25 protein-coding genes are annotated in these 24,914 nt (G+C 51.9%); 14 read left to right on the top strand and 11 right to left on the bottom strand.

The genetic code is table 11. From position 1 onward, the window contains the following. Window positions 1–67 precede the first annotated feature (67 nt). From PY990_RS07010 to PY990_RS06995, 4 genes are all read left to right on the top strand, one after another. Window positions 68–514 (top strand): phasin family protein, encoded by a 447-nt coding sequence (locus PY990_RS07010; RefSeq protein ID WP_105028827.1) that lies wholly within the window; start codon window positions 68–70, stop codon window positions 512–514. A gap of 71 nt (window positions 515–585) precedes the next feature. Beyond that, window positions 586–1,839: a patatin family protein gene (locus PY990_RS07005; RefSeq protein ID WP_275270998.1), complete on the top strand. Its 1,254-nt coding sequence runs from the start codon at window positions 586–588 to the stop codon at window positions 1,837–1,839. Window positions 1,840–1,992: 153 nt separating this feature from the next. Next, complete coding sequence (locus tag PY990_RS07000) at window positions 1,993–2,661, top strand: TetR/AcrR family transcriptional regulator (RefSeq protein ID WP_040512784.1); 669 nt, start codon at window positions 1,993–1,995, stop codon at window positions 2,659–2,661. A gap of 18 nt (window positions 2,662–2,679) precedes the next feature. Then, window positions 2,680–2,934 carry an acyl-CoA-binding protein gene (locus tag PY990_RS06995; protein WP_008249852.1) on the top strand — a complete coding sequence of 85 codons (255 nt, stop codon included), beginning with the start codon at window positions 2,680–2,682 and terminating at the stop codon, window positions 2,932–2,934. Between the two features lie 49 nt (window positions 2,935–2,983). Here the strand turns inward: PY990_RS06995 and PY990_RS06990 are convergent, their stop codons facing one another. Both PY990_RS06990 and PY990_RS06985 read right to left on the bottom strand, forming a co-directional pair. Next, window positions 2,984–3,328 (bottom strand): ArsR/SmtB family transcription factor, encoded by a 345-nt coding sequence (locus tag PY990_RS06990; RefSeq protein WP_171098628.1) that lies wholly within the window; start codon window positions 3,326–3,328, stop codon window positions 2,984–2,986. 65 nt (window positions 3,329–3,393) lie between these two features. Further along, the gene (locus PY990_RS06985; RefSeq protein ID WP_275270997.1) at window positions 3,394–4,995 is read right to left on the bottom strand and encodes a peptide chain release factor 3; all 1,602 of its coding nucleotides are present in this window, start codon (window positions 4,993–4,995) and stop codon (window positions 3,394–3,396) included. Window positions 4,996–5,251: 256 nt separating this feature from the next. Between PY990_RS06985 and PY990_RS06980 the strand changes: the two genes are divergently transcribed. From PY990_RS06980 to PY990_RS06970, 3 genes are all read left to right on the top strand, one after another. After that, the gene (locus tag PY990_RS06980; RefSeq protein WP_275270996.1) at window positions 5,252–6,232 is read left to right on the top strand and encodes a TAXI family TRAP transporter solute-binding subunit; all 981 of its coding nucleotides are present in this window, start codon (window positions 5,252–5,254) and stop codon (window positions 6,230–6,232) included. A gap of 99 nt (window positions 6,233–6,331) precedes the next feature. Then, on the top strand, window positions 6,332–8,521 hold the full coding sequence (locus tag PY990_RS06975) for a TRAP transporter permease (protein WP_275270995.1): 2,190 nt from the start codon (window positions 6,332–6,334) through the stop codon (window positions 8,519–8,521). A gap of 137 nt (window positions 8,522–8,658) precedes the next feature. After that, entirely contained in the window at window positions 8,659–9,234 is a 576-nt protein-coding gene (locus tag PY990_RS06970; RefSeq protein ID WP_275270994.1) for a hypothetical protein, read from the top strand. Window positions 9,235–9,331: 97 nt separating this feature from the next. On the opposite strand, the gene PY990_RS06965 is transcribed toward PY990_RS06970, so the two are convergent. Then, window positions 9,332–9,457: a hypothetical protein gene (locus tag PY990_RS06965; protein WP_275270993.1), complete on the bottom strand. Its 126-nt coding sequence runs from the start codon at window positions 9,455–9,457 to the stop codon at window positions 9,332–9,334. A 122-nt stretch (window positions 9,458–9,579) separates the two neighbouring features. On the opposite strand from PY990_RS06965, the gene PY990_RS06960 reads away from it, so the two are divergent. Next, a complete protein-coding gene (locus PY990_RS06960) occupies window positions 9,580–10,044 on the top strand; it encodes a hypothetical protein (RefSeq protein WP_275270992.1) in 465 nt (154 codons plus the stop codon). 34 nt (window positions 10,045–10,078) lie between these two features. Then, window positions 10,079–10,951: an esterase/lipase family protein gene (locus PY990_RS06955; RefSeq protein ID WP_275270991.1), complete on the top strand. Its 873-nt coding sequence runs from the start codon at window positions 10,079–10,081 to the stop codon at window positions 10,949–10,951. Here PY990_RS06955 and PY990_RS06950 read toward each other — a convergent pair. Continuing rightward, window positions 10,943–12,712, bottom strand: a complete 1,770-nt coding sequence (locus tag PY990_RS06950; RefSeq protein ID WP_275270990.1) for a long-chain-acyl-CoA synthetase — start codon at window positions 12,710–12,712, stop codon at window positions 10,943–10,945. The genes PY990_RS06955 and PY990_RS06950 overlap by 9 nt on opposite strands. A 128-nt stretch (window positions 12,713–12,840) precedes the next feature. Between PY990_RS06950 and PY990_RS06945 the strand changes: the two genes are divergently transcribed. Then, complete coding sequence (locus tag PY990_RS06945) at window positions 12,841–13,335, top strand: hypothetical protein (protein ID WP_275270989.1); 495 nt, start codon at window positions 12,841–12,843, stop codon at window positions 13,333–13,335. Between the two features lie 14 nt (window positions 13,336–13,349). On the opposite strand, the gene PY990_RS06940 is transcribed toward PY990_RS06945, so the two are convergent. From PY990_RS06940 to cysS, 6 genes are read right to left on the bottom strand one after another with little or no spacing between them, the layout of a single operon-like run. Continuing rightward, window positions 13,350–15,029 (bottom strand): ATP-binding domain-containing protein, encoded by a 1,680-nt coding sequence (locus tag PY990_RS06940; RefSeq protein WP_275270988.1) that lies wholly within the window; start codon window positions 15,027–15,029, stop codon window positions 13,350–13,352. 3 nt (window positions 15,030–15,032) lie between these two features. Then, a complete protein-coding gene (locus tag PY990_RS06935) occupies window positions 15,033–15,986 on the bottom strand; it encodes a 3'-5' exonuclease (RefSeq protein ID WP_275270987.1) in 954 nt (317 codons plus the stop codon). After that, window positions 15,973–16,965: a tRNA lysidine(34) synthetase TilS gene (tilS, locus tag PY990_RS06930; protein WP_275270986.1), complete on the bottom strand. Its 993-nt coding sequence runs from the start codon at window positions 16,963–16,965 to the stop codon at window positions 15,973–15,975. The genes PY990_RS06935 and tilS overlap by 14 nt, the downstream gene beginning before the upstream one ends. Beyond that, complete coding sequence (locus PY990_RS06925; protein ID WP_275270985.1) at window positions 16,966–17,928, bottom strand: acetyl-CoA carboxylase carboxyltransferase subunit alpha; 963 nt, start codon at window positions 17,926–17,928, stop codon at window positions 16,966–16,968. It lies immediately after the preceding gene. A gap of 9 nt (window positions 17,929–17,937) precedes the next feature. Further along, window positions 17,938–18,591, bottom strand: a complete 654-nt coding sequence (locus PY990_RS06920; protein ID WP_275270984.1) for a DNA-3-methyladenine glycosylase family protein — start codon at window positions 18,589–18,591, stop codon at window positions 17,938–17,940. Beyond that, entirely contained in the window at window positions 18,576–19,982 is a 1,407-nt protein-coding gene (cysS, locus tag PY990_RS06915) for a cysteine--tRNA ligase (protein ID WP_275270983.1), read from the bottom strand. Before cysS ends, PY990_RS06920 begins: the two co-directional genes overlap by 16 nt. Window positions 19,983–20,173: 191 nt before the next feature. Here cysS and PY990_RS06910 point away from each other — a divergent pair, with 191 nt between their 5' ends. The 4 genes from PY990_RS06910 to PY990_RS06895 all read left to right on the top strand — a co-directional run bounded on the left by PY990_RS06910 (window position 20,174) and on the right by PY990_RS06895 (window position 24,075). After that, the gene (locus tag PY990_RS06910) at window positions 20,174–21,271 is read left to right on the top strand and encodes a L,D-transpeptidase Cds6 family protein (protein WP_275270982.1); all 1,098 of its coding nucleotides are present in this window, start codon (window positions 20,174–20,176) and stop codon (window positions 21,269–21,271) included. Window positions 21,272–21,298: 27 nt separating this feature from the next. Further along, window positions 21,299–22,567, top strand: a complete 1,269-nt coding sequence (locus PY990_RS06905; RefSeq protein WP_275270981.1) for a L,D-transpeptidase family protein — start codon at window positions 21,299–21,301, stop codon at window positions 22,565–22,567. 122 nt (window positions 22,568–22,689) lie between these two features. Further along, window positions 22,690–23,181, top strand: coding sequence for a peptidylprolyl isomerase (locus tag PY990_RS06900; RefSeq protein ID WP_275270980.1), 492 nt, complete (start codon window positions 22,690–22,692; stop codon window positions 23,179–23,181). Between the two features lie 66 nt (window positions 23,182–23,247). Further along, complete coding sequence (locus PY990_RS06895) at window positions 23,248–24,075, top strand: UDP-2,3-diacylglucosamine diphosphatase (protein WP_275270979.1); 828 nt, start codon at window positions 23,248–23,250, stop codon at window positions 24,073–24,075. A 4-nt stretch (window positions 24,076–24,079) separates the two neighbouring features. On the opposite strand, the gene cysE is transcribed toward PY990_RS06895, so the two are convergent. Further along, a complete protein-coding gene (gene cysE / locus PY990_RS06890) occupies window positions 24,080–24,847 on the bottom strand; it encodes a serine O-acetyltransferase (protein ID WP_275270978.1) in 768 nt (255 codons plus the stop codon). Window positions 24,848–24,914 lie beyond the last annotated feature (67 nt).

Here is a 24,914-nt window from a genome sequence, read left to right as displayed (position 1 = left end):
ACTACTACAATAAACAAAAAAGGCAGCGGCCCCAATGGGCCATTTCGCCATCACAAGGAGAGACAACATGGCCGGTAAGAAAAAGCCCATCAAAGGTGCAGTAGACAGCGCGCAACAATTGTGGACAGCTGGCGTGGGCGCCATTACCAAAGCGCAGGAAGAAAGCAACCGTGTTTTGGAAAACCTGGTCAAGGAAGGCCATGAAATTCAGGAGCGAACCGTGAAATTTGCAGATCAAAAAGTGGTTGAAGTGACAGGCAAAGTCAGCAAGCTGGCTGGCTCAGTGTCCAGCAAGGCAACCCAGCACTGGGACAAACTGGAGCAGGTTTTTGAAGAGCGCGTGGCTCGCGCACTGGGTCGTTTGGGCGTTCCTACCAACAAGGATGTTCAACAACTGTCAGAAAGAATCGATCAATTGTCCGCCGCCATTGCTGAATTGACCGGCAAGAAAGTGGACACCAAGGCGCCCGCCGCCAAGCGCACCACCGCGCGCACCAAAAAGTCTGCTGAGTAATTGAATCCTTTGTCGACAAGGCCAACGTCGGTCTTGTCGAACACTCTTTGGGGCCGGAGCTCACAACCCGCATGAACAAACACAACCCTGGCCCGAAAATCGGGTTGGCCTTGGCTGGTGGCGGCCCCTTGGGCGCCATTTATGAAATTGGTGCACTGGTTGCACTTTCCGAGGCAATTGACGGACTCGACCTGAACGACATGAGCGTTTATGTCGGTGTTTCCGCCGGGGGCATAGTTGCCACAGGTTTGGCGCACGATTTAACACCCCATCAAATTTACAAGCTATTCATTGAAGGCGAACCCGAAGAGTTTGCCTTCGACCCTTCCATTTTGTTGCGCCCGGCCTGGAAAGAATACTGGATGCGCCTTCGAAAGGTGCCCGGTTTACTGGGCACCGCTGTATCCGATTACTTTTTGCGCGATGACGCCACCTGGGTCAGTTGCATTGAACGTTTAGGCGCAGCCATTCCGACAGGCTTGTTCAATGGCGATGAATTGCATGAATGGATGGCGGACCTGATTGCCAAAGGTGGTGGCACCAACGATTTTCGCAGCCTTCGCAACCGCCTCATTCTGGTGGCCACTGATCTGGATTCCGGTGATTCCATTCCTTTCGGCATGCCCGGGTTTGATGACGTGCCAATCTCCAAAGCGGTTCAGGCCTCTGCCTCACTGCCCGGCCTGTTCCCTCCCACGCGCATTGCCAACCGGCATTACGTGGACGGCGCGCTGAAAAAAACCCTACATGCCTCCACTGCGTTGAAAGAAGGCGTGGAACTGTTGATTTGCCTGAACCCGCTGGTACCCTACGACGACAGGCTGAACCCCAAAAACCACCGCCGTCGCGCCAAAGGCAAAGCTTTCCAGCCGGGCTCACGGTTATACGAGGGCGGCTTGCCCCTTGTGTTGTCACAAACATTCAGATCAATCATCCATTCTCGTATGGACATTGGCATGGAACGTTATGGGCACCTGTATCCCAATGCCGATATTGTGTTGTTTGAACCCCAACATGGCGACGGCGAATTTTTCTTCACCAACCCCTTCAGCTATGCCAGCCGACGCCGCTTGTGTGAACACGCTTACCAACGCACCCGCGAAGAACTGTGGGCACGCCGTTACGATTTGGCTGAACGGTTTTCGCGGCATGGGCTGGAGCTGAACCTGGAAGTTTTAAAAGACCCAACACTGCATTTGAGCAACAAGATCAGCAAGAAAGCAGCCCGTGCAGGATCAATGGTGTCCAAATTTGACCAGCTTGAAGACTCGCTGAGCGAGCTTGATCGTTACCTACGGATCGCAAAAACCAGAAATGCTGCTTAATGACGCCATTACTCACTGGTAACAAGGGCAGTGAAGCCCCAAATACTCGACAAAACAACGTAGACTAATCATATTCAAAATACCAATAACAGACTTGCTGCATGAAGTCTTAAGCTTGATCAGGACTTTGGCCAGACAGGAGACGACCAGAACATGGAACGCAAGCCTCCAAGAAGAACAAGAGAACGAATTCTTGATTTGTCGTTAAGGCTTTTCAATGAATTCGGGGAGCCGAATATTACGACCACCGTGATCGCCGATGAAATGAACATCAGCCCCGGTAACCTGTACTATCACTTCCGCAACAAAGATGACATCGTCAACAGCATTTTTGCCAGTTTCGAAAAAGAAATTGATGGTCTGCTCGACGTGCCCGGTAACCGCCAAGCCAACATCGAAGATGCCTGGCTGTATCTTCAGGTGTCGTTCGAACTGATTTGGCGCTATCGCTTTTTGTACCGCGATTTGAACGATTTGCTGTCGCGCAACCGTACCCTGGAAATTCATTTCAAACGCATCCTGAAACACAAAGTGGATGTTGCACGCCGCCTGTGCCAGGGCCTGGTCGAATCTGGCGACATGATGGCCTCGCAAGCGCAAATCAATGCACTGGCCACCAACATGGTGGTAGTTGCCACTTACTGGCTGTCATTTGAATATGTGCGCGACCCACGCCACTTCAACGATGAAGCAACGATGAGTGCTGCACTGGCCAATGGCGTGTATCAGGTAATGTGTTTGCTGGCGCCCTATTTGCAAGGCAATGCCAAAGAGCTGTTTGAAAGCCTGGCCCAATCTTTTATTACTGAAGAAAACACATAACAAGACTTAGGAGAACTTATGAGCGACTTGAAAGCCCGTTTTGAAAAGGCTGTTGCGGAATCAAAATCACTGCCCGCCCGCCCTGACAATCAAACCCTGTTGAAAATTTACGCCCTCTTCAAACAATCCACGGAAGGCGATAACACCGGCAAACGCCCAGGATTCACAGACATTGTTGGTCGTGCAAAATACGATGCATGGAAAGGCCTTGAGGGCACAAGCAATGACCAGGCCATGCAAAATTACATCGACCTCATCGAGTCGTTGAAGTAAACCAAAAACTGTCTGGAAATAAAAAAACCGGCCGTAAAGGCCGGTTTTTTTATGGTTGTTTGAAAAAATCAGGCAGCTGCCTTGAATCAACTGGCACAGAATCCAGCTTGGCCGCCACGTGCACGCACACTGTGCGGCAAAGCTCCACCACCGTGGGTTCTTTCACTTGATACAACACCAAAGTACCCTCTTTGCGGCGCTGTAAAACACCAGCACGGTACATCAAATTCAGATGGCGTGAAATATTCGATTGGGTGGAATCCACCTCTTCCACGATGTCGTTTACAGACTTCTCGCCGTTGCACAATGCATGAATTATCTTAAGCCGGGTGGGCTCAGAAAGCACCGCAAAATAGCCAGACACTTGTTCCAGCAGGGAATCCAGTTCACTCATAGCATGACCGATGTGTTTTTTATATTGACACGATTGTACCCCCGTTTTTACACGGGGGTGGGGGCTCAGTGATTGGCCAGCAAAAGCCCGGCATGTTCACGCATGGGGTGAAACTCGATGGTTTCCCATCGCTTCTGCATTACATCCAGATCGAACCTGGACGTTGCCAAAAAAGCATGGGTGTCAGCAGCATCAGTCACCATTCGACCCACATTGGCATCCATAAACCGGCGCAAGTCGTTGGTGTTTTTACTGGTCACCCAACGGGCGCAACTGTAACGGCTTGGCGCCAAACGCACCTCTACACCATATTCACCCTTCAAACGTGCCTGCACCACTTCAAACTGCAGCTGCCCGATGGCACCCAACAACATTTCCGAGCCTAGCAGGGGCTTGAACACTTGAATCGCACCTTCCTGGCCCAGTTCCATCAACCCCTTTTGCAGTTGCTTGCTGCGCATGGGGTCTTTCAATTCAACGGAGGCAAATAACTCCGGTGCAAAAAACGGCAAACCTGTGAACTGCAGACCTTCTCCTTCACTGAGCGAGTCACCCAGCTGCAAACCGCCGTGGGTAGTTAACCCAATAATGTCGCCGGCGTAGGCTTCGTCCACGCGATCACGGCGCTGAGAAAGAAAAGTCACCACACTGGTGGGACGGAAATCTTTGCCGGTGCGGAGCACCTTGAACTTCATACCATGCTCAAACCGCCCGGAAAGTACCCGCACAAAGGCAATGCGATCGCGGTGGGAAGGGTCCATGTTTGCCTGAATCTTGAACACCACACCACTGAACTTGCTTTCAGTGGGTGCCACCTCACGCTCGATCGCCTTGCGCGGCCCTGGATGGGGCGCTACATCCACCAATGCATCCAGCACTTCCTGAACACCAAAGTTGTTCACCGCTGAACCAAAAAACATGGGAGTTTGCTTGCCTGCCAGAAACTCAGCGGCATCAAAGCTGGGCGCAGCAGTGGTAACCAGATCAATTTCCTGTTCGGCTTGCTGGAACTCGGCGCCAAACCGGCTTCTCAGCAATTCGCGATTGTCGCCATCAACCACCTCATCGTCTTCGCGACGGCGGTCTGCACCGGGCGTGAACACGCGCATATGATTCTTGCGAATGTCGAAAATACCGTGAAATAGCTTGCCCTGCCCCACTGGCCAAGCAAATGGCACACAGGGAATGCCAAGAGTGCTTTCAATTTCGTCCATCAATTCGAGTGGATCGCGCACCTCGCGGTCCATCTTGTTGACGAAGGTAATGATAGGCGTGTTACGCGCACGGCACACTTCAATCAAACGCAAAGTTTGTGGTTCAACACCATTGGCGGCGTCAATCACCATCAAGGCTGCATCCACCGCAGTAAGTACTCTGTAGGTGTCTTCGGAAAAATCCTGGTGACCTGGTGTGTCGAGCAGGTTGATCACCTGATCGCGATACTCCATCTGCATCACCGAGCTGGCCACCGAAATACCACGTTGCTTTTCAATTTCCATCCAGTCCGAAGTAGCGTGGCGACTCGCCTTGCGCGCCTTTACGCTACCCGCAATTTGAATGGCACCCGCAAACAGCAATAACTTTTCAGTCAGTGTAGTTTTGCCCGCATCGGGGTGGGAAATAATTGCAAACGTTCGACGACGCTTGACTTCAGATTCAATCGACACAGCAGCCCTTTGGCGCAAAAGCCGTGATTTTACACGCCCAAGGGGTTAAATTCACCTCCTTTCATTTTCATATTAATTTATAAACTAATAATTGAATGCAGATGCTGCTGCGGACATCCCGTATTGCCCATTTACATTATAAATAAGACATTACAAAGGTGCTTTTGCACGTTCGATTCGTTCATTTAAGGAACGATAATAAACACAAAGCCCAATACTCAAGGGGTGCAGTTTTATCAAATCATAGGGGATACCAATGAAAGCAATTCTGGCAAAATCAGCCGTTGCAATCAGCCTGGCCGCAATGGCCATGGGTGCAGCTCACGCCGACAAATCCAAGTGGCCCAAAAGCTTTACGGTAGGCACGGCCTCACAAGGCGGAACTTATTATGCTTACGGCGCCGGCTGGGCAAATTTGGTCGCAGACACCGTAGGAATCACAGGCGGGGCTGAAGTGACTGGCGGTCCTACGCAGAACCTTGCTTTGGTTCACACAGGCAAGCTGGCATTTGGCATGACCACCATGGGTCCCGCTCGCGAGGCTCTGGATGGCAAAAGCCCATTGGCCCCCGGTCTCAAGATGAACAAGGTTTGTGCCATGTTCCCGATGTACGAAACTCCTTTCTCGGTCACAGTACTCTCCTCCAGTGGCATCAAGTCGATCAAAGACATTCCGCCCGGTTCAAAAATCGGCTTTGGTCCAGCCGGCTCTACCTCAGACACCTACTTTCCCAAAATGCTGGAAACACTGGGCGTTAAATTTGAACGCCGAAATGGTGGCTGGAGCGACTTGGGTGGTCAGTTGCAAGACGGCTTGATCGATGTGGTTGCCTTTGCCGCGGGCGTACCTATTCCGGCCGTAACCCAGCTTGAAGTACAAACCAAGATCAACATTCTTGAATTTACGGAAGCTGAGCAAAAGAAGATCATGGACACCTACCCAGTGTCTGCGTTCCCTATCAAGGCCAACACCTACAAGACGTTGACCCAGGACGCACGTGCTGTGTCCATGTGGAACTACGCGATTGCCAACTGCGATTTGCCAGAAAGCTTTGTGTACGAGGCCACCAAGGCCGTGCTGGACAACAATGAAAAAATGTTGACCATTCACAAAGGCGCGCGCACTACCTTGGCGCAAAACTGGGACAAAAACACCTTCATCCCCTTCCACCCCGGTGCTGCCAAGTACTACGAGGAAAAAGGTTTCAAGATCCCAGCAAATTTGAAACTCAAGTAAATACTGATCAAACCATTTGATCCGGTGAGCATCGGGTATCTCATCTGATACCCGATGCGCCTCCGCAACAAGTCCTATTAATCTTGAATCGGCTCCATCATGTCCACACCCAATAGCGCACGCAGTACGGCAGCAGAGGACAGACTCATCGCCCAAGGCGTTGACGATGAACCCCCTGCGAATAATCAGCGTACATTCACCCAGCAAGCGGCTTTGCTCGTTTCCATTCTGTCCGCAGGCTATGCCTTTTGGCATGTTTTTTCGTTGAATGTGGCACCCATAGAAACCTGGGCCTTTCGCATTCTTCACGTGGCTGGCGCACTGATCATCGGCTTCATCGCCTACTCATCTGCGAATATTGATCAACCCCAGCGTGGCAATCAAGGCTTGATCAAGGCGCTTGCAATACTGCTGGCGTTGCCGGCAATCTATGCCCTGTACACGGTGTACGATATGCAACAGATCATCGCGGCCGGTGAAATGATTACCCCGGAAATGGAAGTCAACCAGTTTGGTATTCCATTGGCAATAGCAACCTTGAGCGCGATTGTTGCCACCTGGTTCTTGCGCCCGGCAGGCTCAAAATTCAACTGGCTTGACGGTACTCTGGTTTTAACCGTGATCGCCAGTACCGCCTACCTCATGGTTCACCTGGATGGCACCGCATTGCGCATGCGAGCAGGTACACCTTTTGCCTCACCCGGCAACGCTTGGGCTGCAATGGTGGGCTTGGCGCTGATCCTTGAACTAACACGCCGCGTGGCCGGCAGCGCCTTGGTCATCATCTCGATTATTTTCGTCGTGTATTCATTCGTCGGTCCTTATTTGCCAGGCTTTTTGACGCACGACGGCTTCGATTTCAGCCGCTTTTTCTCCTACATCTACACTGACGCGGGCATTTTGGGCGCTACCACCGCAGTGTCATCCACTTACATCATTTTGTTCATCGTTTTCGCGGCTTTTCTCCAGGCTTCCAAAGTGGGCGATTACTTCGTTAACTTTGCTTTTGCGGCCGCTGGCCGCGCGCGCGGTGGCCCTGCGAAAGTGGCAGTGTTTGCCTCTGGCCTGATGGGCATGATCAATGGCACCAGTGCAGGCAATGTGGTTGCCACTGGTTCTTTGACCATTCCATTGATGAAAAAAGTGGGTTACCACGCAAAAACGGCTGGCGCTATTGAAGCTGCCGCATCCTCGGGCGGGCAAATCATGCCCCCCATCATGGGAGCGGGCGCGTTCATCATGGCGGAAATTACAGGAATCCCCTACTCGGAAATTGCAATCGCTGCAGTCATTCCTGCCGTGCTGTATTTCCTGTCTACCTACTTGATGGTCGACTTCGAGGCAGCCAAACTCGGCATGCGTGGTATGCGCTCTGATGAACTACCGCAATTCTCGAAAATGGTGAAGCAGGTTTACCTGTTCATTCCCATCATTATTCTGATTGCTGCCCTGTTCATGGGTTACTCGGTGATTCGTGCAGGCACCTTGGCCACCGCTGCTGCAGCAGTAGTAAGTTGGCTGTCGCCATTCAAAATGGGCCCCAAAAGTATATTCAAGGCCTTCGATTTGGCAGGGGTAATGTCCATCCAGATCATCACGGTGTGCGCCTGTGCTGGCATCATCGTGGGGGTAATTGCCTTGACTGGTGTTGGCGCACGGTTCTCTTCCATTCTGTTGGACATCGCTGAAAATTCACAGTTGATTGCCCTGTTCTTTGCGATGTGCATTGCGATTCTGCTGGGCATGGGCATGCCGACTACAGCCGCCTATGCCGTGGCTGCATCCGTGGTTGCCCCTGGCCTGATCGAACTGGGCATTCAACCTTTGGTGGCCCACTTCTTTGTGTTCTACTTCGCGGTCATCTCGGCCATTACGCCGCCAGTCGCGCTGGCCTCTTATGCAGCTGCGGGTATTTCCGGCGCGAACCCAATGGCGACTTCGTTTACTTCCTTCAAGATCGGTCTGACTGCGTTTATCGTGCCGTTTATGTTTTTTTACAACGCTGCGCTCCTAATGGAAGGTGAATGGTTTGTGATCTTGCGTGCATTTGTTACAGCGTGTATTGGCGTGTTTTTCCTGGCGGCTGCAATTCAGGGCTGGTTCTGGGGAGCACATTCAAATTGGGTAGTACGCGGTATTTTGCTCATCGCAGCGCTCTGCATGATTGAGGGCGGTTTATACACCGATATCGGAGGTGCAATTCTGGCTGTTGTAGCAATTATTCTTAATAAGTTCTTTAAAGGAAAACCGGCGCCGGAGCCCATGGTTCAGGCCAAGGGAATGGATTAAAAACGCAGTGCCTTGAGGCTTCTACACCGTTTTTTAGTGTAGAGCCTCAGGTTCAAACCCTTTCATTGCGTAATCGATTTCCCTATAGTGCGAAGTGTCACGAAATTTGACTACCCGCTACCCAAGGAGATCTCACGATGTACGCTTTCGAAAAAACAGCTGAATTGCTGACCAAAACCAACACCGAACTGAAAAACCAGCACCAAGCCGCTGCCAAGGCCCTGAACAGCTTGGTACAAGCACAATTCGGCCTGCTGTCACAAGGTTTGGGCAACGCATTTACTGCTGCTGAAAAGCTGCCTTTGGCCGACAAGCCTGTGGTTGTTAACGCACGTACAGAGATCAAGCAAGGCTTGGAAAAAGTAGTTGGCGTGAGTCAGGTTTACACACAGAAGGGTGTTGAGCTGTTCGAACAGCAACTGCCAGTTGTGATCGACAAGGGCTTCTCTTACGCAGCCTTGGCTTTGTCACAAGCCGAGTCTTTGACCGAAAACGCGATCACCATGGGTGTAAGCGCTTTGGAACAAGCCAAAAAAAACGAAACACTGAAGCCCGCCATTGAACAAGCTGAGCAAATTGCTGCCCAATTGTTCGAAAAAATTGGCGTAAAAGGTGAAGCTGGCGCGAAGAAAGCTGCCAAGAAGCCTGCCGCCAAGAAAGCTGCTGCCCCGCGCGCCAAGCGCGCTGCGGCGACGCCAAAGGCATCAGTCTGAAAGGACATGGCCCAGCTTGAGCTGAGCTTTGAGTAAATAAAAAACCCTCGAGTCATCGAGGGTTTTTTTATGGGTGCAGGGAGAGATCAAAAATACACTACAGCAACCACAAAATCAGGCCGTAGCACACACTGGCGCCCAGAACGCCAACAAACCACTCTCTTTTGGCCTCCAACTCGCCCAGCATGGTCACCTCAAAGCTCTTGTTTGCGAAATCGTCCATGGCAATACTCCCGGTGCATAATGCACATGTGTGTTGATGCCTCTATTTAAGTGCAAAAACACAGGTGAGTCTTTCCCACAAAGGGGGCCACCTTATTCGACTACCCCCAAGAGGTAACCACGATGACCTTCAGTTCTGCCAGTGCCTTTGCAATTGTTTCCGCAGGAGTATTTTTGCTCGTTGGTCTTTTCAGCGGATTGTGGAAGTTTTTGCAGATGTGGCGCAGTGAACAAGGTTTAGCGCATCCATATGTAGACATCGCCCACAGAGCCAGCCTGCTCTACGGTTTTGCCTGTATCACCCTGGCCGTGTTGGCACATTTCAGCATGTTCAAACCAAACTACAACTTGTTCGCGGCAGCAATCGTGATTGTGTTTTTTGCCTTGGCTGTAGCGGGTTATTTGATACAGGCGGCGCTGAATGGACCCGACAATCAGTTACGGCAACCTCACAAACTGGGAAAACACGCCATGCCCCGCGCAGGTTTGGCCGTATTCATGGTGGCACTGGTACTCGCCGAAATTGGAGGCACGCTTTATCTGTTTGCCGGCGCGCTGCAGAACCCTTTGCTGCAATTCTGGTCATAAACATCATTCAAGTTCATTCCGGGAACACCGAACAATGTCTTTTCAGTTCATTCGTCGCTCCTTGCTAACAGCTTTCTCCCTGCTGACATTGGTCGCCTGTAGCACCACGAACCCAGGCAATTCATCAGCGCAATATGAAGCGAAATCAAACTGGACCAGTTCATTTTTAAGCCAAGTGCTTGGTGGCCAAACCATGCCCGACGGGGTGAACAACTGGGCATGCCGCCCCGCCAATAATCAAAACCCGGTTGTGTTGATTCACGGCACGTTTTCCTCAACCATGTATTCATTCGGCGCCTTGGGTCCGGCACTCGCCAATCAAAACCTGTGCGTATACTCGATCGACTACGGTGCAGCCGAACCGAGCGACTGGTTCAAGGGTGTGGGCCCGGTAGATGAATCAGCGAAGCGTATTGCTGAATTTGTGAAGTTTGTGAAAACAACCACTGGGCGTGAGAAGGTGACCCTGGTGGGCCACTCTCAGGGCGGTCTCATCGGCTTTTACTATCTGAAAATGTTGCAAGGCGCAGCCCACGTCGACCGCTTCGTGGCTTTGGCCCCCAGTGTCAACGGTACCTCGATTGCAAAAACCCCCAACCGCGACAACGTCGAATATTGCCTGGCTTGTGCAGACCAGCACCCCCGCTCAGCCTTGTTGCGCGAACTAAAAACAGGCCCAATCGCCATGCCCAATGTGCAATACAGTGTTTTGGTCACAAAAAACGACAAGGTGGTGGTGCCAGTTGAAAACCAGTTTGTAAAAGAACCTGGTGTGCAAAACATCTACATTCAAGATCTGCTTCCGGGCAAACGGGTGTCGCACAGCGGCATGCTCTATGACACCGAAACAGTCGATTTAATCGTCAAGCTGGTTCAAGGCCAATCGCTACAGACTGCCTCAAAATAAAGCGTTGTAACTCCGGGTTGCTGCATTGAAACAATACAAAGGATCATTCACCAGGTTTTGATCAATGCCCTCTTTCTTTAGCCGTACTTTTTGGTATTTGAACGTGCCAGTGGTTTCCACAGTTTGAAGCACACGCACATACTGCGGCACTGCGTATGCAGGTAGCTGGCTGCTTACATGTGCAGCCAGCGCTTTCAAGTCCAACTTGGCACCGGGTTTTACAGCAACGGCCGCCATGCCGGCACGGCCGTCGAATCCGTCCAGCTTCACGCCATAAACCACCGCATGTTCAAGAAATGGCAGTTTGGCCAACACGCCCTCCACTTCCGAGGTTGCAACATTCTCGCCCTTCCAGCGAAATGTGTCGCCCAAACGGTCCACAAACTGAATATGTTGCCACCCCTGCCTGCGCACTAAATCGCCCGAGTTGAACCAACAGTCCCCGCGCTTGAATACATTGCGCAGCAACTTGCCTTCATTGGCTCTCGGGTCGGTATAGCCATCGAAGGGCCGTAAGTCGGTCACTTCGCTGATCAACAAACCCACTTCACCGCGGCTTACGGTTTCACAAAACCCACGTGAGTTTCGCACCACCTGTTCGGAATCGGCATCACAGGCAATGACCTCAAAGGGCATCGGGCAAAAGCCAACAGTCTCTTTTAGGCCAAAGGCATTCATGAATCCCAGGTTAGATTCGCTAGCCCCATAAAACTCGAAAATTTGATGAATACCAAACCGGTTTTCAAAGTCATCCCATATTTCAGGGCGCAGGCCATTGCCCAGAATCAAGCGGATTTCATGGTTCTGATCGTCCATATGGGGTGCTTGATTCAACAGGTATCGCAGCAATTCTCCGATATAGCAAAACGCCGTCGCCTTGTAATGTGAAATACGCTTCCAGAATTGACTGGCACTGAATTTTTCATCCAGTGCGAGACAAGCGCCACAAGCCAACACCACCCCGAGTGACACTGTGAGTGCGTTGTTGTGATACAGCGGCAGGCAGCAGTAAAACACGTCAGAAGCCGTCAAACGCACTGCGGTGCTCATGCCCGAGGCCGCTTGCAACCAACGGTAATGGCTCATTACAGAGGCCTTGGGCAAACCGGTTGTGCCTGAGGTAAAAATATAGAAACAGGGCGAGCTGGCTACAATCTGCGCTGTTTGCGCCAGATTGTGGTCAGGCTGTGTGCACCATGCACTGCGAAAATCGCTCACTCTTAAATGGGTGCTGCCGGTTTGCAAAGACAACAATTCGATGTCTTTGAGTAAAACGCTGTTCTCTGATTCCAACTGCTTGAGAATATCCAGACCACGGTCGCACGCCAGAATCACTCGTGGTTTCACCAACTTCAAACTATGCGCCTGCACCGCACCTTGCTGATTGATATTCAGTAGCGCTGCCACTGCACCCAACTTGGCACAGGCAATCACCGCAAGCAAGGTTTCAGGCCGGTTGGTGGACAACAAACCCACGGTGTCGCCCGCTTTAACCCCCATGGACAAAAAACCCCGCGCCATCTGATTACAGATGGAATTGGACTGTCCATAGGTCCAGTGCTGCTCTCCACTTTTCAGGAATACCGATTTTGCGTGCTTGCGCGCCGTTTCCTGAAACAACAAGCCCAGCGAACGGCGGGAATGTGGCCTGAGAAAAGCCAAACTGGCCAAAGACGGTAAAAGATGAGGCATGTCAGGCAGAAAACCCAAGGCGCCTTTGACAATGTCAATTGCAGATACTGTTTTGCCCTGAACTGTCATTTTGTGCGGCCTCCGGGTGCTGTCTCGTGTTTTTTTATAAAGAAAAAGATACACTCATTGGGTCAACGAAATTCGCGTACACACCGTTTTTATCAATGTCATCAGGCTGCCCAGTTAAGTATTCTTCCATGCCCATAGCCAAAGTACGCCTTAACATTGTTGTTTGCCTGCTTACGCTTGTCACGGCTCTTTCATTTGATGTGGCCAATGCCAAAAACTTCATCGGCTACACGGGCAAAGGTTGGAACAGCGACTTTGGCGTTCTTCGAGGCCAGTGCGATGCCAAACTGGTTCAAAGCGAGGCACTGAAAGGCACTTTGACCGATCAAATGGCCTACGTTGAATCAACCGATGCCTTCAAAATAATTTTCCCGGAAACACAGCTGGTGGACGCATTTGCCGTGGACTCCCATTGTTTCGGGCACACCATGGAACTGGTGCCCTCGGGTCAGGCTGTGCGCTGGCTTAACCCTGTAAATGGTGTGGGAGTGTATTTGTCACCCGGTGCAAAGTCAGACACTTGCCGCACTTACCTGGGCGTCACCATTGTGAACGGCGAAAAAACAAAGTTCCGGGGTGAGGTGTGCTCGCCCAGCAAGGGTGCCTGGCAAATTCAGCAATAGGCAAACGCTGAACTTCAAGCAAAAACAGCCCTGCGCAAACGCTGCAGGGTGTCTGATTGACCAACCAGAACCAGCAGCAACTTGGCCCGTGTCATGGCCACAAACAGCTTTCGGAAATCAGCTTCGTTAAACTCCGAAAAAGCCAACTCGGTTACCACCACAGCTTGTGCTGCCTGCCCTTTAAAGCGGTAAACCGACTCTGCATGCACGTTACCCTCGGTGAATACCTGGCTACCATTCTCGTCATATCGACCAGTAAAGTGCCTCAGGCTGTGCGGCCCCAGGCTGGCTTGCGCCAATATCTTTGATTTCTCGTGCCCCCGCATGCTAAGCACCGCAATTTTGTCGCGCGTGAAACCATGCCGCAAACAGGCAGTGATCGCCTTGGCAGTTTGACCCAGCAAAGACTCGTCACTGTCGTACTCAAAAAACTCAAGTGGCAAACCTTCCAGGGGGCAGGCTGGCTCGATGTCCAGCGGCAACGGAGATTCAAACTTGAACTCGCGCTGAACCAAGCGCAAAGCCTGCACCACTCGCTTCGGATTTCTGTAATTCATGGGCGTGTGCAAGCTGACCCAACCGGGCAGGCTGACTGCTGGCTTGGCGTACAGGTTTTGAATCGGATCTTCCAGCCACAGCCACCGGGTGCCCGAATGTGCGCAACGCTGAAGCACCGGCAGCCAACTCTGGTCGAAGTCCTGGCCTTCATCCACCACAATGGAATCAAAAACCCAGCGTTTGTCCAGCGGTGTAGCCAGAACCTGCTCAGCCAGGCGATCAAACACCCCGGGCGAGGCGTAATCCACTTCCTGACCCGCATCACGCAGCATGCGGTCGCACAATGCATGAAAATTAAAAACTACCGCGCCCATCAAACCTGCTTCGCGAACCTGCTGCGCCATGTGAGAGGAAAGCGGTCGGTTGTAACACACATACAATGTGCGGGCTTTTAAACCATGGTTGCGCTGCAGTTCGCTAAAAGCCAGTTGCGACTTTCCACTGCCAGCAGTACCCGTAACGCGCAAGCGAAAAGGCTCGAAGTTTAGCCTTGAAACCCATTGCTCCAGGCCGTGAGACAGACGCGTTACCAAAGTTTCCGCGGCTTGTGACAAGGCCCCCACCTCAGGAACCAGGTTCAGTTCATTGCACAAAAATGAGTGAATGGCTTTGGGATTGCTGTGGCTGCTGAACAGGTCTGCCGTAATGTCAATGGTTTGAATCAGGGCGGCCAATTCATCTTTGTGACGGGCATCCACCACCCGCTCGGCATTCACGGTAAGTCCGCCGGGGTCGGGTACGGTGAAATCGGGACAATAAAAAATGGGCTCTACCCGCAAGTTACCTTGGTGTTGCAACCTGAACTTCTGGTTCAGCAAAGCACTTTGTTCAGCCAGTGCGTTGAATACATCCTGACGCTGTTCACCCAATTGCTTCACAACTCGGCCTTGGTCCACTTTCATCAAACCGGTTTTCATCAAGATGCTGTAGACAATGCCACTAGGGCCCAGCACCAGAAATTGGATTCGCCCAGTCACCGTAAGTCCATGCTCAATTCTCGACCAGTGAATACCGTGATAAATGGTGTAGTTGTCGGGCAGCTGCGCTTGCAATTGCAACAACACGTCCCGTTCACGGGCTTGTGCGCCATCTAGCGCAAGCTCACTGGTGTCGGAAGGATAAACCTTGGCGGGCACGCCTTATACCTCTTTGAACTGTTGTTTCAGCGCGGCGCCAGAGTAACGATCCACCCCAGCCTGAATGCGAAAGCCCAGCATGATTTTTCCGGTGGTGCAGTACACCTGCTCCCGCAGCCATTCGATGACTTCTTTGCCTTCTGAAAAACCCACCGCCTCGAATTCCCAAACTCGGTCATCCGCATTCCAGCGAAAACCCTTGGACTTCAAAAAATCTTTTTTCTCAAATGGTGCTTTCAACGCAGCGATTTGATAAATCGATTCATTGGCGCTGTCAAACAACACCTGAAATGGCATGCGCTGGGATGTTTTCAAGGGTTGCGCCAACACATGGACCAGTGCATTGCAATCCTCCACTGCACGGTGGGCACCGTGGAAGTAACCGCAATCCGACAACAAGTATTCCAGTTTGCGTCCGGAATAATTTTCCTGGGTCCATGGCAGTTCCCGAAACGTGCAAGCCCAGATCGATTTTTCAAGCCAGGGGAAACGGCGAAGCATAAATGGCTTGTCAAATGCTGCGTTGTGCGCCACGAACAAAGCGGCCTCACTGCACAGGGCTTTTAACGCAGCTTCATCAAACCGCTGACCTTTGACCATGTCGTTGGTAATACCGTGAATGGCTGAATTCTCGGGTGTAATGGGTACCTTGGGTTCTTCAAGGCCTCCATAAGTGCCCAGCACTGCACCAATCGCTCCGGTGTCCTGGTCCACCTCAATCAGCACCGCCCCCACCTCAATGACTTCGCATGTTGCAAAATCAAGGCCTGTGGTTTCGGTATCGACAACCAGTACCTTAACTGGGCTGTTAATTTGCCCACCAAAAGTGTCGCGCATTTGAATGCGACGCAGTACCTTGTAATTGCCGCTGCTTTCCAGCCATCGGGCCACCGTCTCCGGGTCAATGTTGCCAATGCTCTTGTTCAATTCATTGGTGCTCAATTCATCGTGGTTCAATCGCTTTGTCCTCTGGTTCAGTGTGCAGCAAATGGGCCTGTTGTCGGCTTACTTTCACCTGCCAGCCTTTTTTTACCTCGCGAATTCCACCTTTATTAATGCGCAATTGGCGAGCCAGCTCAATCAATTTCAGTTTGCCACAACGCACGCCATGGCCCAGCAACCAGTGTCGAAGTGCGTTGAGCTGGGCTGTGTCGTCCAGTGCTCGCCACTGAATCAGTTGCAAGCCGCCTGCTGCGCAAACCACCTGGGGCGAATTGGCTTGCGTGTTTGAATCTTCTACCGAATAGTGTGCCCGAAAAAATTCAGCCAGTTGCAACAAAGCCTTCGGGCTTTGGGGAAAGTGTTCTTCCAGGTTGGGCAAGAGTTCGTGGCGTACCCAGTTGCGGCGCAGTGTAGTGTCATTGTTGCTGGGGTCTTCGATGTGCGGCAGGCGATTTACATGTGCGTACTCCAGCAGGCTGGCTTTGCTGCAATCGAGCAAAGGGCGGCACAGCAGCAAGTCAGGATGCAGATGGCGATCCACACCCACAGGGCCCACAGCGCGCATGCCACCCACTCCTCTCAGGCCCGAACCGCGCAGCAATTGCAGCAGTACAGTTTCCAGTTGATCGTCCCGGTGGTGGGCGCACAGCAACACAGTGTGTTGATTGGCCTTCATCCAGCTAAAAATAGCACGGTATCGCACCACACGGGCCTGGCCTTCAAGGCCCAAATCGCCGGGTTCAACATCAACCCGCAGCGCAGTAAAAGGCACACCCCAGTGTTCGCACTGATTTTTGCAGTATTCCTCCCAGGCATTGGCCTGTGGCTGGATTTGATGATTCACGTGAACCGCGTGCAGTGGCAAACCCATGGCACGCAATGCATGAAGCAACACGGTGGAATCGACCCCGCCTGAATAAGCCACCACAAAACAGTCGGGCAGCGGGGCTTGGCGCTTGAAGTCGCTTAGAAAGGCTTCAAGCGACTGCCTCACTTACTTGCTCACCTTGAAGTGGCCGTAGCTCATCAAGCGGTCATGGCGAGCATCCAACAAGGTTTTGGGCTTGTAGGTTACCAGCATATTCAAAGCAGCCTTGATTGCGGTTTTCAAGTTGCTGGCCGTTTGCGCATGGTCGCGGTGCGCTCCACCAAAGCTTTCCTTCACGATTTCCTGAATCAGCCCAAGATCGCGCAGGCGTTTGGCGGTAATACCCAAGGCCTCGGCAGCATCCGATGCCCTTTCGGCGCTGCGCCACAAAATGGAAGCACATCCTTCAGGGGAAATTACAGAGTAAGTGGCATTTTCCATCATGATGACGTGGTCAGCCACAGCCAACGCCAAAGCGCCACCTGAACCACCCTCACCAATAATTGCACTCACAATGGGCACCTGAATTTGTGCCATTTCAATCAAATTGCGGCCAATGGCCTCAGACTGCCCACGTTCCTCGGCATCAATACCAGGGTATGCCCCTGGGGTATCCACCAGGGTTACGATGGGAATACCGAATTTCTCAGCGGTTTTCATCAGGCGAAGTGCTTTGCGATAGCCCTCTGGGCGTGGCATGCCGAAGTTACGCAAAGTACGCTCTTTCACATCACGGCCTTTTTGGTGACCAACCACCATGACGCTTTCACCATCAAGGCGGGCCAAGCCTCCTACAATCGAAGGGTCGTCTGCAAAGTGCCTGTCGCCATGCAACTCGTGAAAGTCTGTGAATGCGTGGGCAATGTAATCCAAGGTGTAGGGGCGCTGGGGGTGACGCGCCACCTGAGAAACCTGCCAAGGGGTCAGCTTGCTGTACAACTCCTTGGTCAGCACATCGCTTTTGCCTTCCAGGCGGCGAATTTCTTCTGACAAATCAACAGCTGAGCCGTCTTGAACCAGGCGCAGCTCCTCGATTTTGCCTTTTAATTCGGCAATGGGTGCTTCAAAATCCAGAAATGTTTGCTTCATGAGGTTCTCTTAATAGTCCACCACGGCTGGGTCCAGGCTGCGCCACAAATACCACGCTGCCACTGTCCGCCAAGGTTTTAATTTTTCCCCGAATTGTAGTGCTTCTTTCGGTCCGATGGGTTCACCTTCGAAAAATTGGCGCGAGATACCGCGCTGCACACCAATGTCATCCACAGGCCAAACATCGGGCCTGCGCAAACAAAACATCAAAAACATTTGGGCCGTCCAGCGCCCTACTCCCTTGATTTCACACAGGTGGCGCGTGCAGGCCTCATCGTCCATGCCATCCAGCAGTGTCAGCTCAAGACGTCCTTGCTGCTCAAATTCGCTCAAGGCACGTGCGTAGACAATTTTCTGGCGTGAAAGGCCTGTGGCCTTCAAAGTGTCATCACTTAGAGCGAGCAATACGCTGCTATTGATTTGCCCATTCAGCGCCTCGACCACTCGGGCCCATACAGCATCAGCAGCTTTGACCGAAATTTGTTGACCCACCAGCGAGCGCAGCATGGTTTCATAAGGCGCGCCACGCGAACGCAAGGCCCGGTCCGAATGTCGAGCCACCAATTCAGCCCATACCGGGCTTTGCAAAGCCAAGGCCTCACACGCCGCCTGCCAATAATCAGGCGCGTGGGGGTCTAGATTCAACCTCAGGCTCGCCGCCATTCGGTTGCACCGCCCCGTTTGTCTTCCAGTACCACGCCCATGTCGAGCAATTGCTGGCGTATGGCATCCGCTTTTGAGAAATCCCGGTCAGCTTTGGCCTGGGTTCGGGCGTCAATCAAAGCTTGTATTTCAGCCTCGTCCAAGACCCCCGTTTGGTCGCCCACCTCGGCTTTCTGAAAAGCTTCAGCCGTACGTCCCAACAAACCCAGTACCTGTGCCAAAGCTTTCAAGCGGGCCGCCAATTTCTGGTCGGCAGTGCGGTTCACCTCATTGGCCATTTCAAACAACACGGACACGGCAATCGGTGTGTTCATGTCGTCATTCATCGCCTCAGCGAAACGGGCTTCAAATTCCAGCGTCCAATCAATCGAATCCGCTACCTGAACGTCGCCCACAGCCGTGTACAGGCGACCCAGGGCAGCTTTCGCGTCTTGCACATGCCCTTCTGAATAGGTTAACTGACTGCGATACTGCGCACGCAGAATAAAAAAGCGCACTACTTCAGCATCGTATACTTTTAAAATGTCCCGAATCGTGAAGAAATTGTTCAGCGATTTCGACATTTTCTCGGATTGGCCGTTGGTTTCAACGCGCACAAAACCGTTGTGCATCCAATACTGGGCAAAACCCTCGCCTGTGGCGCCCACGCTTTGGGCAATTTCGTTTTCATGGTGAGGAAACTGCAAGTCAGCACCGCCGCCATGAATATCAAACGTATTGCCCAACAACTTGCAACTCATGGCTGAGCACTCAATGTGCCAACCCGGGCGACCAACACCGAAATCAGAATCCCATTTGGCATCTGCGGGCTCATCGGCCTTTGCGCTTTTCCACAGCACAAAGTCCAGCGGGTCGTTCTTGCTGCCTGAAACCCCCACACGTTCACCAGCCCGCAATTCATCCAGACTTTTGCCTGATAGCCTGCCGTATTCAGGAAAAGCACGCACGGCAAAGTTCACATCACCAGAATCATCCCGGTAAGCGAGTCTCTTGTTCATCAGGGTGTGAATCATGTCCTGCATTTCTGCGACATACTCTGTGGCACGGGGCTCGTGGTCGGGGCGTTCAATTCCCAAGGCATCCGCGTCCTCATGCATGGCCGCAATGAAGCGATCCGTCAACGAACGAATGCTTTCACCGTTCTCAACAGCGCGGCGAATAATTTTGTCATCAATGTCGGTGATATTGCGTACATAGGTGACCGGGTAGCCGGAGGCACGCAGCCAGCGCTTCAACAGATCGAACACCACCATGACACGGGCATGGCCCAAGTGGCAGAAGTCATAGACTGTCATGCCACACACGTACATTCGAACGTTCTGTGGATCAAGCGGTGAAAAAGCCTGCTTTTTCCTTAGAATTGAATTGTAAATTTGAAGAGACGATTTCATTGGACTCAGAAAAAAAGCGGACCCAGCTTGCCAAAACGGTACAATCTGACACTGGAACCCTCAGGAAACCCAGCTCAGAAGCCAACCCGCTCTGGGGCTTGCTACAATAGCGGTCGAGTATATCATTACGCATGATCGAGTTTTTCCCTACCAATCAGATGAAACGGGTAACCCCGCAAAGGCGCAACCGAATGCAGGCTAAAAAAACAATCACGTCGTCAATCAGTGGCAAATACAAGAAAAGCAAATATGCTTTGCTGATTGCCCTCATGGGTTTGGCGTTTGCCGGCGCACCCGGCCATGCCGACGAATCAGATGAAGTTTCAAAACTTATTCAAAGCGGTCAATTTGAACAGGCACAGGCACGTGCAGACGCATACCTGGCCAACCGCCCGAACGACGCTCAAATGCGCTTCCTGAAGGGCCTGATTCTGACTGAACGCAACAAAACCGCAGAAGCCATTACCGTGTTCACCAAGCTGACCGAGGATTTTCCCGAGCTGCCTGAGCCCTACAACAACCTGGCTGTGTTGTACGCAGGCCGTGGTGAGTATGAAAAAGCCCGCGAGTCGCTTGAAATGGCCATTCGCACTCACCCCAGCTATGCCACCGCCCATGAAAACCTGGGCGATGTGTACGCCAAGCTGGCCAGCCAGTCCTATGACAAAGCACTTCAACTGGATGGGCGCAATTCAACCGCGCAAACCAAATTGTCACTGGTACGCAACCTGATTGCCGGCAAGCCCGAAACGGTGGCTGTGGCGGCAGCACCAGCAGCCGCACCAGCTAGCAAGCCAGCACCCGCCAAAACTGCACCCGCGGCAGTGCCCACCCCGCCGGTGGTCGCTGCTACGCCACCCGCAGTTGAAGTGGCACCCAGCAAACCAGCCCCGGTAGAGCCTGCGATTACCGCCAGCAAACCTGCTGAACCAAAACCCAATACCATCGGTATGGACAGCCAGGTACTGGCGGCCGTTGAAGCTTGGGCCAAAGCATGGACGGATCAAGACATGGCCGGTTACCTAGGTGCCTACAGCCAAGACTTTGAAACACCAGGCAAAATGAACCGTACCAACTGGGAAAAAATGCGCGAACAACGCATTGTTGGCAAAGAAACCATTCGCGTGGTGGTTGAAAACCCGTTGATTACCATCACTGGCAATGAAGCCGTGGTGAAATTCAAGCAAAGCTACTTCTCCAACCGCCTGAACAATGTGTCCAGCAAAACACTGACCATGAAACAGGAAGGCGGCACCTGGAAAATCACCAGCGAGAGGGTGGGCGGCTAAATGTGGTCTAGAAGCAGGCTTCGTGGAATGTCCAAAGGGTTGCGCTTGGTCGCCCCCCTGATGTTTTGGGCATTCACGGCGGCTCCCACTTTTGTGAAGTCTGGCCCTCAGGAGTCATTCGACCTTGCGGCCTACAGCAGCCCGGAGCCCAAAAAGGGCTCGCTGGCCAGCAAGTTGTTTGAATCGGCCAGCTACCAACCGGTAATCGACACAGCAGTCGAAGAAATTTATCTGGCGCTGAGCAATCATGAACTGAACAAAGCGCTTGAATTGACCAACCGCTTGTTGAGTGAATTTCCCAATTTTTACCTGGGTCACATGCTCAAGGGCGATATTCTGTCGCTGAAAGCGGGGCGCCCCCTGACCAAAATTGGGGACATGCCTGATGTGCCCAAAGGCAAACAGGAAGAACTGACAGAATTGCGCGAAGAAGCAATCGCGCGCTTCAAGGCGGTGAAAGACCGTCCGCAACGGGACCTGCTACCTGCTGAGCTGGTTGAATTGAACGACGATCAGCGTTATGTGATTTTGGTAGACACCACGCGTTCACGACTGTTCCTGTATGAAAATGCATTTCCGCAACCCCGCCTCGTGACTGACTTTTACGTATCCCAAGGCAAAATGGGCGCAGTGAAAGTACGTGAGGGTGACAAGCGTACGCCCATTGGCGTGTACACCATCACTGAACTGCTACCCAAAGAAAAACTGACTGACTTCTACGGCCCCATCGCCCTGCCTATCGACTACCCGAACGCTTGGGACAAGCGCCTTGGAAAAACAGGCTATGGCATTTGGTTGCATGGCATGCCAAAGCATTATGTAAGCCGCCCACCCAAGGCCAGTGATGGCTGTGTGGTACTGGCCAATCAGGATTTGCTTGCCTTGAAAAAATTTGTTGACATCGGCACCACCCAAGTCGTGATCAGTGAAAGGCTAGACTTCGTACCAATTGATGTGTGGCAGAGCCATCGCAAAGCAGCCCTACGAATGGTGGACACCTGGAAGAAAGATCTTGAAAAAGGCTTCTCGAAAGGAATTTATCATTACGCAAGCGACGTCAAAATTGACGGGCAAGGTCTGATCGAGTGGCAAAAAAACCAGCAAATCAGCAACAAGTCATTTGGGAAAATCTCCATCGATGACCTCACTGTCATGCGATATCCCAGCGACAAAGACATGATGCTGGTGTCATTCAGGCAAGAAGACAAATTGTCGGGTGAAATCCGCAAACAGCAATATTGGATGAAAGTGGGTACCCGTTGGCAAATTGTTCAAGAAGACACTTTCAAACTGTAAGGAACAAGTCTGTGACTCAAGGCAAACGTGTTTTTCTCAAGTGGTCGATGTTCTCGGCGATAGCTGTTAGCATCGGTAATTCTTCAATCTCCTCTGCGTTTGCAAAAGCGAAAAAACGAACCATGGTTAAACTAAAAACAAATTTTGGCGACATTACAATCGCCCTGGACGCTGAAAAAGCACCCGCCACTGTGGCGAACTTTCTGGAATACGCGAAAAGCGGCTTTTACACCAACACAATTTTTCACCGAGTCATCAGCGGCTTCATGGTTCAAGGCGGTGGTTTCGAGCCTGGCATGAAACAAAAGCCCACCAAAGACCCCGTAAAAAACGAGGCTGACAACGGCTTGAAAAACGAGAAGTACACCCTTGCCATGGCCCGTACCAACGATCCACATTCGGCCACTGCCCAGTTTTTCATCAACGTAGAAAACAACGAATTTCTGAACTTCAAAAGCCCAACACCACAAGGCTGGGGTTACTGCGTATTCGGCAAGGTCACTGAAGGCAAAGAAGTTGTGGACAAAATTGTGGGTGTAAAAACCGGCTCGAAAGGCTTTCACCAAGACGTGCCACTGGAAGACGTCGTGATTCAGGGTGTTGAAGTACTCTAAGTCGGTCCCAGTCAAAAAAGCCCTTCTCTCAAGGGCTTTTTTGATGACTTTTAATCAGGTAACAAGTTGATTGAAATTCCGCAACAAGGTGCTGCATTCTTTGCCTCTGACCTGCATCTTTCCGAAGACACGCCCAAAACACTGGAAGCCTTCGAAAACTGGTTGGCCAGTGTCGCTCAAGAACAAACGCTCATCTTTCTGCTCGGTGACCTTTTTGAGGTTTGGTATGGAGACGACCACAGCGACAGCACCAGCGAGCGAGTTATCCAAGCAGTTCAAAGTGCAAAATCTGCTGGAGCCATGCTGTATTTCATGCATGGCAACCGCGACTTCCTGCTCGGTGAGCAATTTGCCGAAGCTGCTGGGTTTGAAATTCTGCCAGATCCAGAATTTTTGCTGGTCAACCACCAGGTGGTGCTGATTACGCACGGCGATCAACTTTGCACTGACGACAAAGCCTACCAAAAATTCAGGCTTCAAAGCCGTGATGAGAAATGGCAAAAAAACTTTCTGGCACTGCCCCTGAAGCAACGCATTGAAATGGCCAAAGCCATTCGCAGCGAAAGCAAAATACACAAAGCCAATAGCGCCATGAGTATCATGGACGCCAACCTGCAAGCAGTGGCTGAATCATTCAAGGGCAAATGGCCCGATGGCTATTACATCGGCAAAAGCGATGTGATTTTGCATGGGCACACACACCGCTGTGCCATACACCACACCTTAACCAGCCCAGCTCCCACCTCTCCCGAATCGACCCAAGGACAGCTGCAAAAAGGCCAGCGCATTGTGTTGCCCGATTGGGATTTTGATGAACCAGAAAAAAACCGCCCAAAGGGCGGTTTCTTGAAGCTACAAAGCAGCGGGGAATTCAGCCTGACCCTTTTTAACTAGGTGGCTAGTTGTCCACAAGTTTGTTCAGGGCTTTCAATTCTTCACAATCCACGGAGTCACCACAATCTGGCTCCGATTTGCCTTTGCTCAGCTGTTTTTCAAGCTGTTCAATGCGTTGCTGCTGGGCAATGGCCTGATCAATCAAACCATGCATGGCCTTAATCAGTGGATCATCACCATTCTTGGACACACCATAAGCCAAAAACTCTTCTTTGGTTTTTGCCGCGCCTGTCAATTCCTCACCCGGTGCGCGTTCTTCAGCTTTCAAAATCATGCGTGCCGGGTTGCCCACCGCCGTGGCACCCGCGGGCACTGGCTTGGTTACCACGGCATTTGACCCTATCTTGGCACCCTCGCCCACTGTGAATGGCCCCAAAACCTGTGCACCAGCCCCAACTACCACGCCCTTTTCAAGCGTGGGGTGTCGCTTGCCCTTGGCCAATGAAGTACCACCCAAGGTAACGCCTTGGTAAATGGTCACATCGTCATGAATCTCGGCTGTTTCACCGATCACCACGCCCATACCATGGTCAATGAAGACACGCCTGCCAATGATTGCACCGGGATGAATTTCAATGCCTGTGAAAAAACGCCCCAAATGCGACAAAAAACGCGCCGGCGTGATTAAACCCGCTGCCCATGCCCTGTGAGCCAGGCGATGCCAAATCAGCGCATGCAAACCGGGATAGCACAGAAAAACCTCAAGACGCCCTCGGGCTGCCGGGTCTTTTTTCAAAATCGTGTCAATGTCTTCTTGTAGTCGAATCCACATGCGCGGAAAACCCTGAATCAATTGTTATTGATGCGTCAAACGCTGGTCGCCGCAGTGTATCACGGCT

The organism is Limnobacter olei (assembly GCF_029087225.1).
GTDB lineage: Bacteria > Pseudomonadota > Gammaproteobacteria > Burkholderiales > Burkholderiaceae_B > Limnobacter > Limnobacter olei.
This window is presented reverse-complemented; position numbering and strand designations above follow the sequence as displayed.

Excerpts from the sequence above, each read along its gene's own strand:
- PY990_RS07010 (WP_105028827.1), top strand. The coding sequence starts at position 68 with ATGGCCGGTAAGAAAAAGCCCATCAAAGGTGCAGTAGACAGCGCGCAA.
- PY990_RS07005 (WP_275270998.1), top strand. The coding sequence starts at position 586 with ATGAACAAACACAACCCTGGCCCGAAAATCGGGTTGGCCTTGGCTGGT.
- PY990_RS07000 (WP_040512784.1), top strand. The coding sequence starts at position 1,993 with ATGGAACGCAAGCCTCCAAGAAGAACAAGAGAACGAATTCTTGATTTG.
- PY990_RS06995 (WP_008249852.1), top strand. The coding sequence starts at position 2,680 with ATGAGCGACTTGAAAGCCCGTTTTGAAAAGGCTGTTGCGGAATCAAAA.
- PY990_RS06990 (WP_171098628.1), bottom strand. The coding sequence starts at position 3,328 with ATGAGTGAACTGGATTCCCTGCTGGAACAAGTGTCTGGCTATTTTGCG.
- PY990_RS06980 (WP_275270996.1), top strand. The coding sequence starts at position 5,252 with ATGAAAGCAATTCTGGCAAAATCAGCCGTTGCAATCAGCCTGGCCGCA.
- PY990_RS06975 (WP_275270995.1), top strand. The coding sequence starts at position 6,332 with ATGTCCACACCCAATAGCGCACGCAGTACGGCAGCAGAGGACAGACTC.
- PY990_RS06970 (WP_275270994.1), top strand. The coding sequence starts at position 8,659 with ATGTACGCTTTCGAAAAAACAGCTGAATTGCTGACCAAAACCAACACC.
- PY990_RS06965 (WP_275270993.1), bottom strand. The coding sequence starts at position 9,457 with ATGGACGATTTCGCAAACAAGAGCTTTGAGGTGACCATGCTGGGCGAG.
- PY990_RS06960 (WP_275270992.1), top strand. The coding sequence starts at position 9,580 with ATGACCTTCAGTTCTGCCAGTGCCTTTGCAATTGTTTCCGCAGGAGTA.
- PY990_RS06955 (WP_275270991.1), top strand. The coding sequence starts at position 10,079 with ATGTCTTTTCAGTTCATTCGTCGCTCCTTGCTAACAGCTTTCTCCCTG.
- PY990_RS06950 (WP_275270990.1), bottom strand. The coding sequence starts at position 12,712 with ATGACAGTTCAGGGCAAAACAGTATCTGCAATTGACATTGTCAAAGGC.
- PY990_RS06945 (WP_275270989.1), top strand. The coding sequence starts at position 12,841 with ATGCCCATAGCCAAAGTACGCCTTAACATTGTTGTTTGCCTGCTTACG.
- PY990_RS06925 (WP_275270985.1), bottom strand. The coding sequence starts at position 17,928 with ATGAAGCAAACATTTCTGGATTTTGAAGCACCCATTGCCGAATTAAAA.
- PY990_RS06920 (WP_275270984.1), bottom strand. The coding sequence starts at position 18,591 with ATGGCGGCGAGCCTGAGGTTGAATCTAGACCCCCACGCGCCTGATTAT.
- cysS (WP_275270983.1), bottom strand. The coding sequence starts at position 19,982 with ATGAAATCGTCTCTTCAAATTTACAATTCAATTCTAAGGAAAAAGCAG.
- PY990_RS06910 (WP_275270982.1), top strand. The coding sequence starts at position 20,174 with ATGCAGGCTAAAAAAACAATCACGTCGTCAATCAGTGGCAAATACAAG.
- PY990_RS06905 (WP_275270981.1), top strand. The coding sequence starts at position 21,299 with ATGTCCAAAGGGTTGCGCTTGGTCGCCCCCCTGATGTTTTGGGCATTC.
- PY990_RS06900 (WP_275270980.1), top strand. The coding sequence starts at position 22,690 with ATGGTTAAACTAAAAACAAATTTTGGCGACATTACAATCGCCCTGGAC.
- cysE (WP_275270978.1), bottom strand. The coding sequence starts at position 24,847 with ATGTGGATTCGACTACAAGAAGACATTGACACGATTTTGAAAAAAGAC.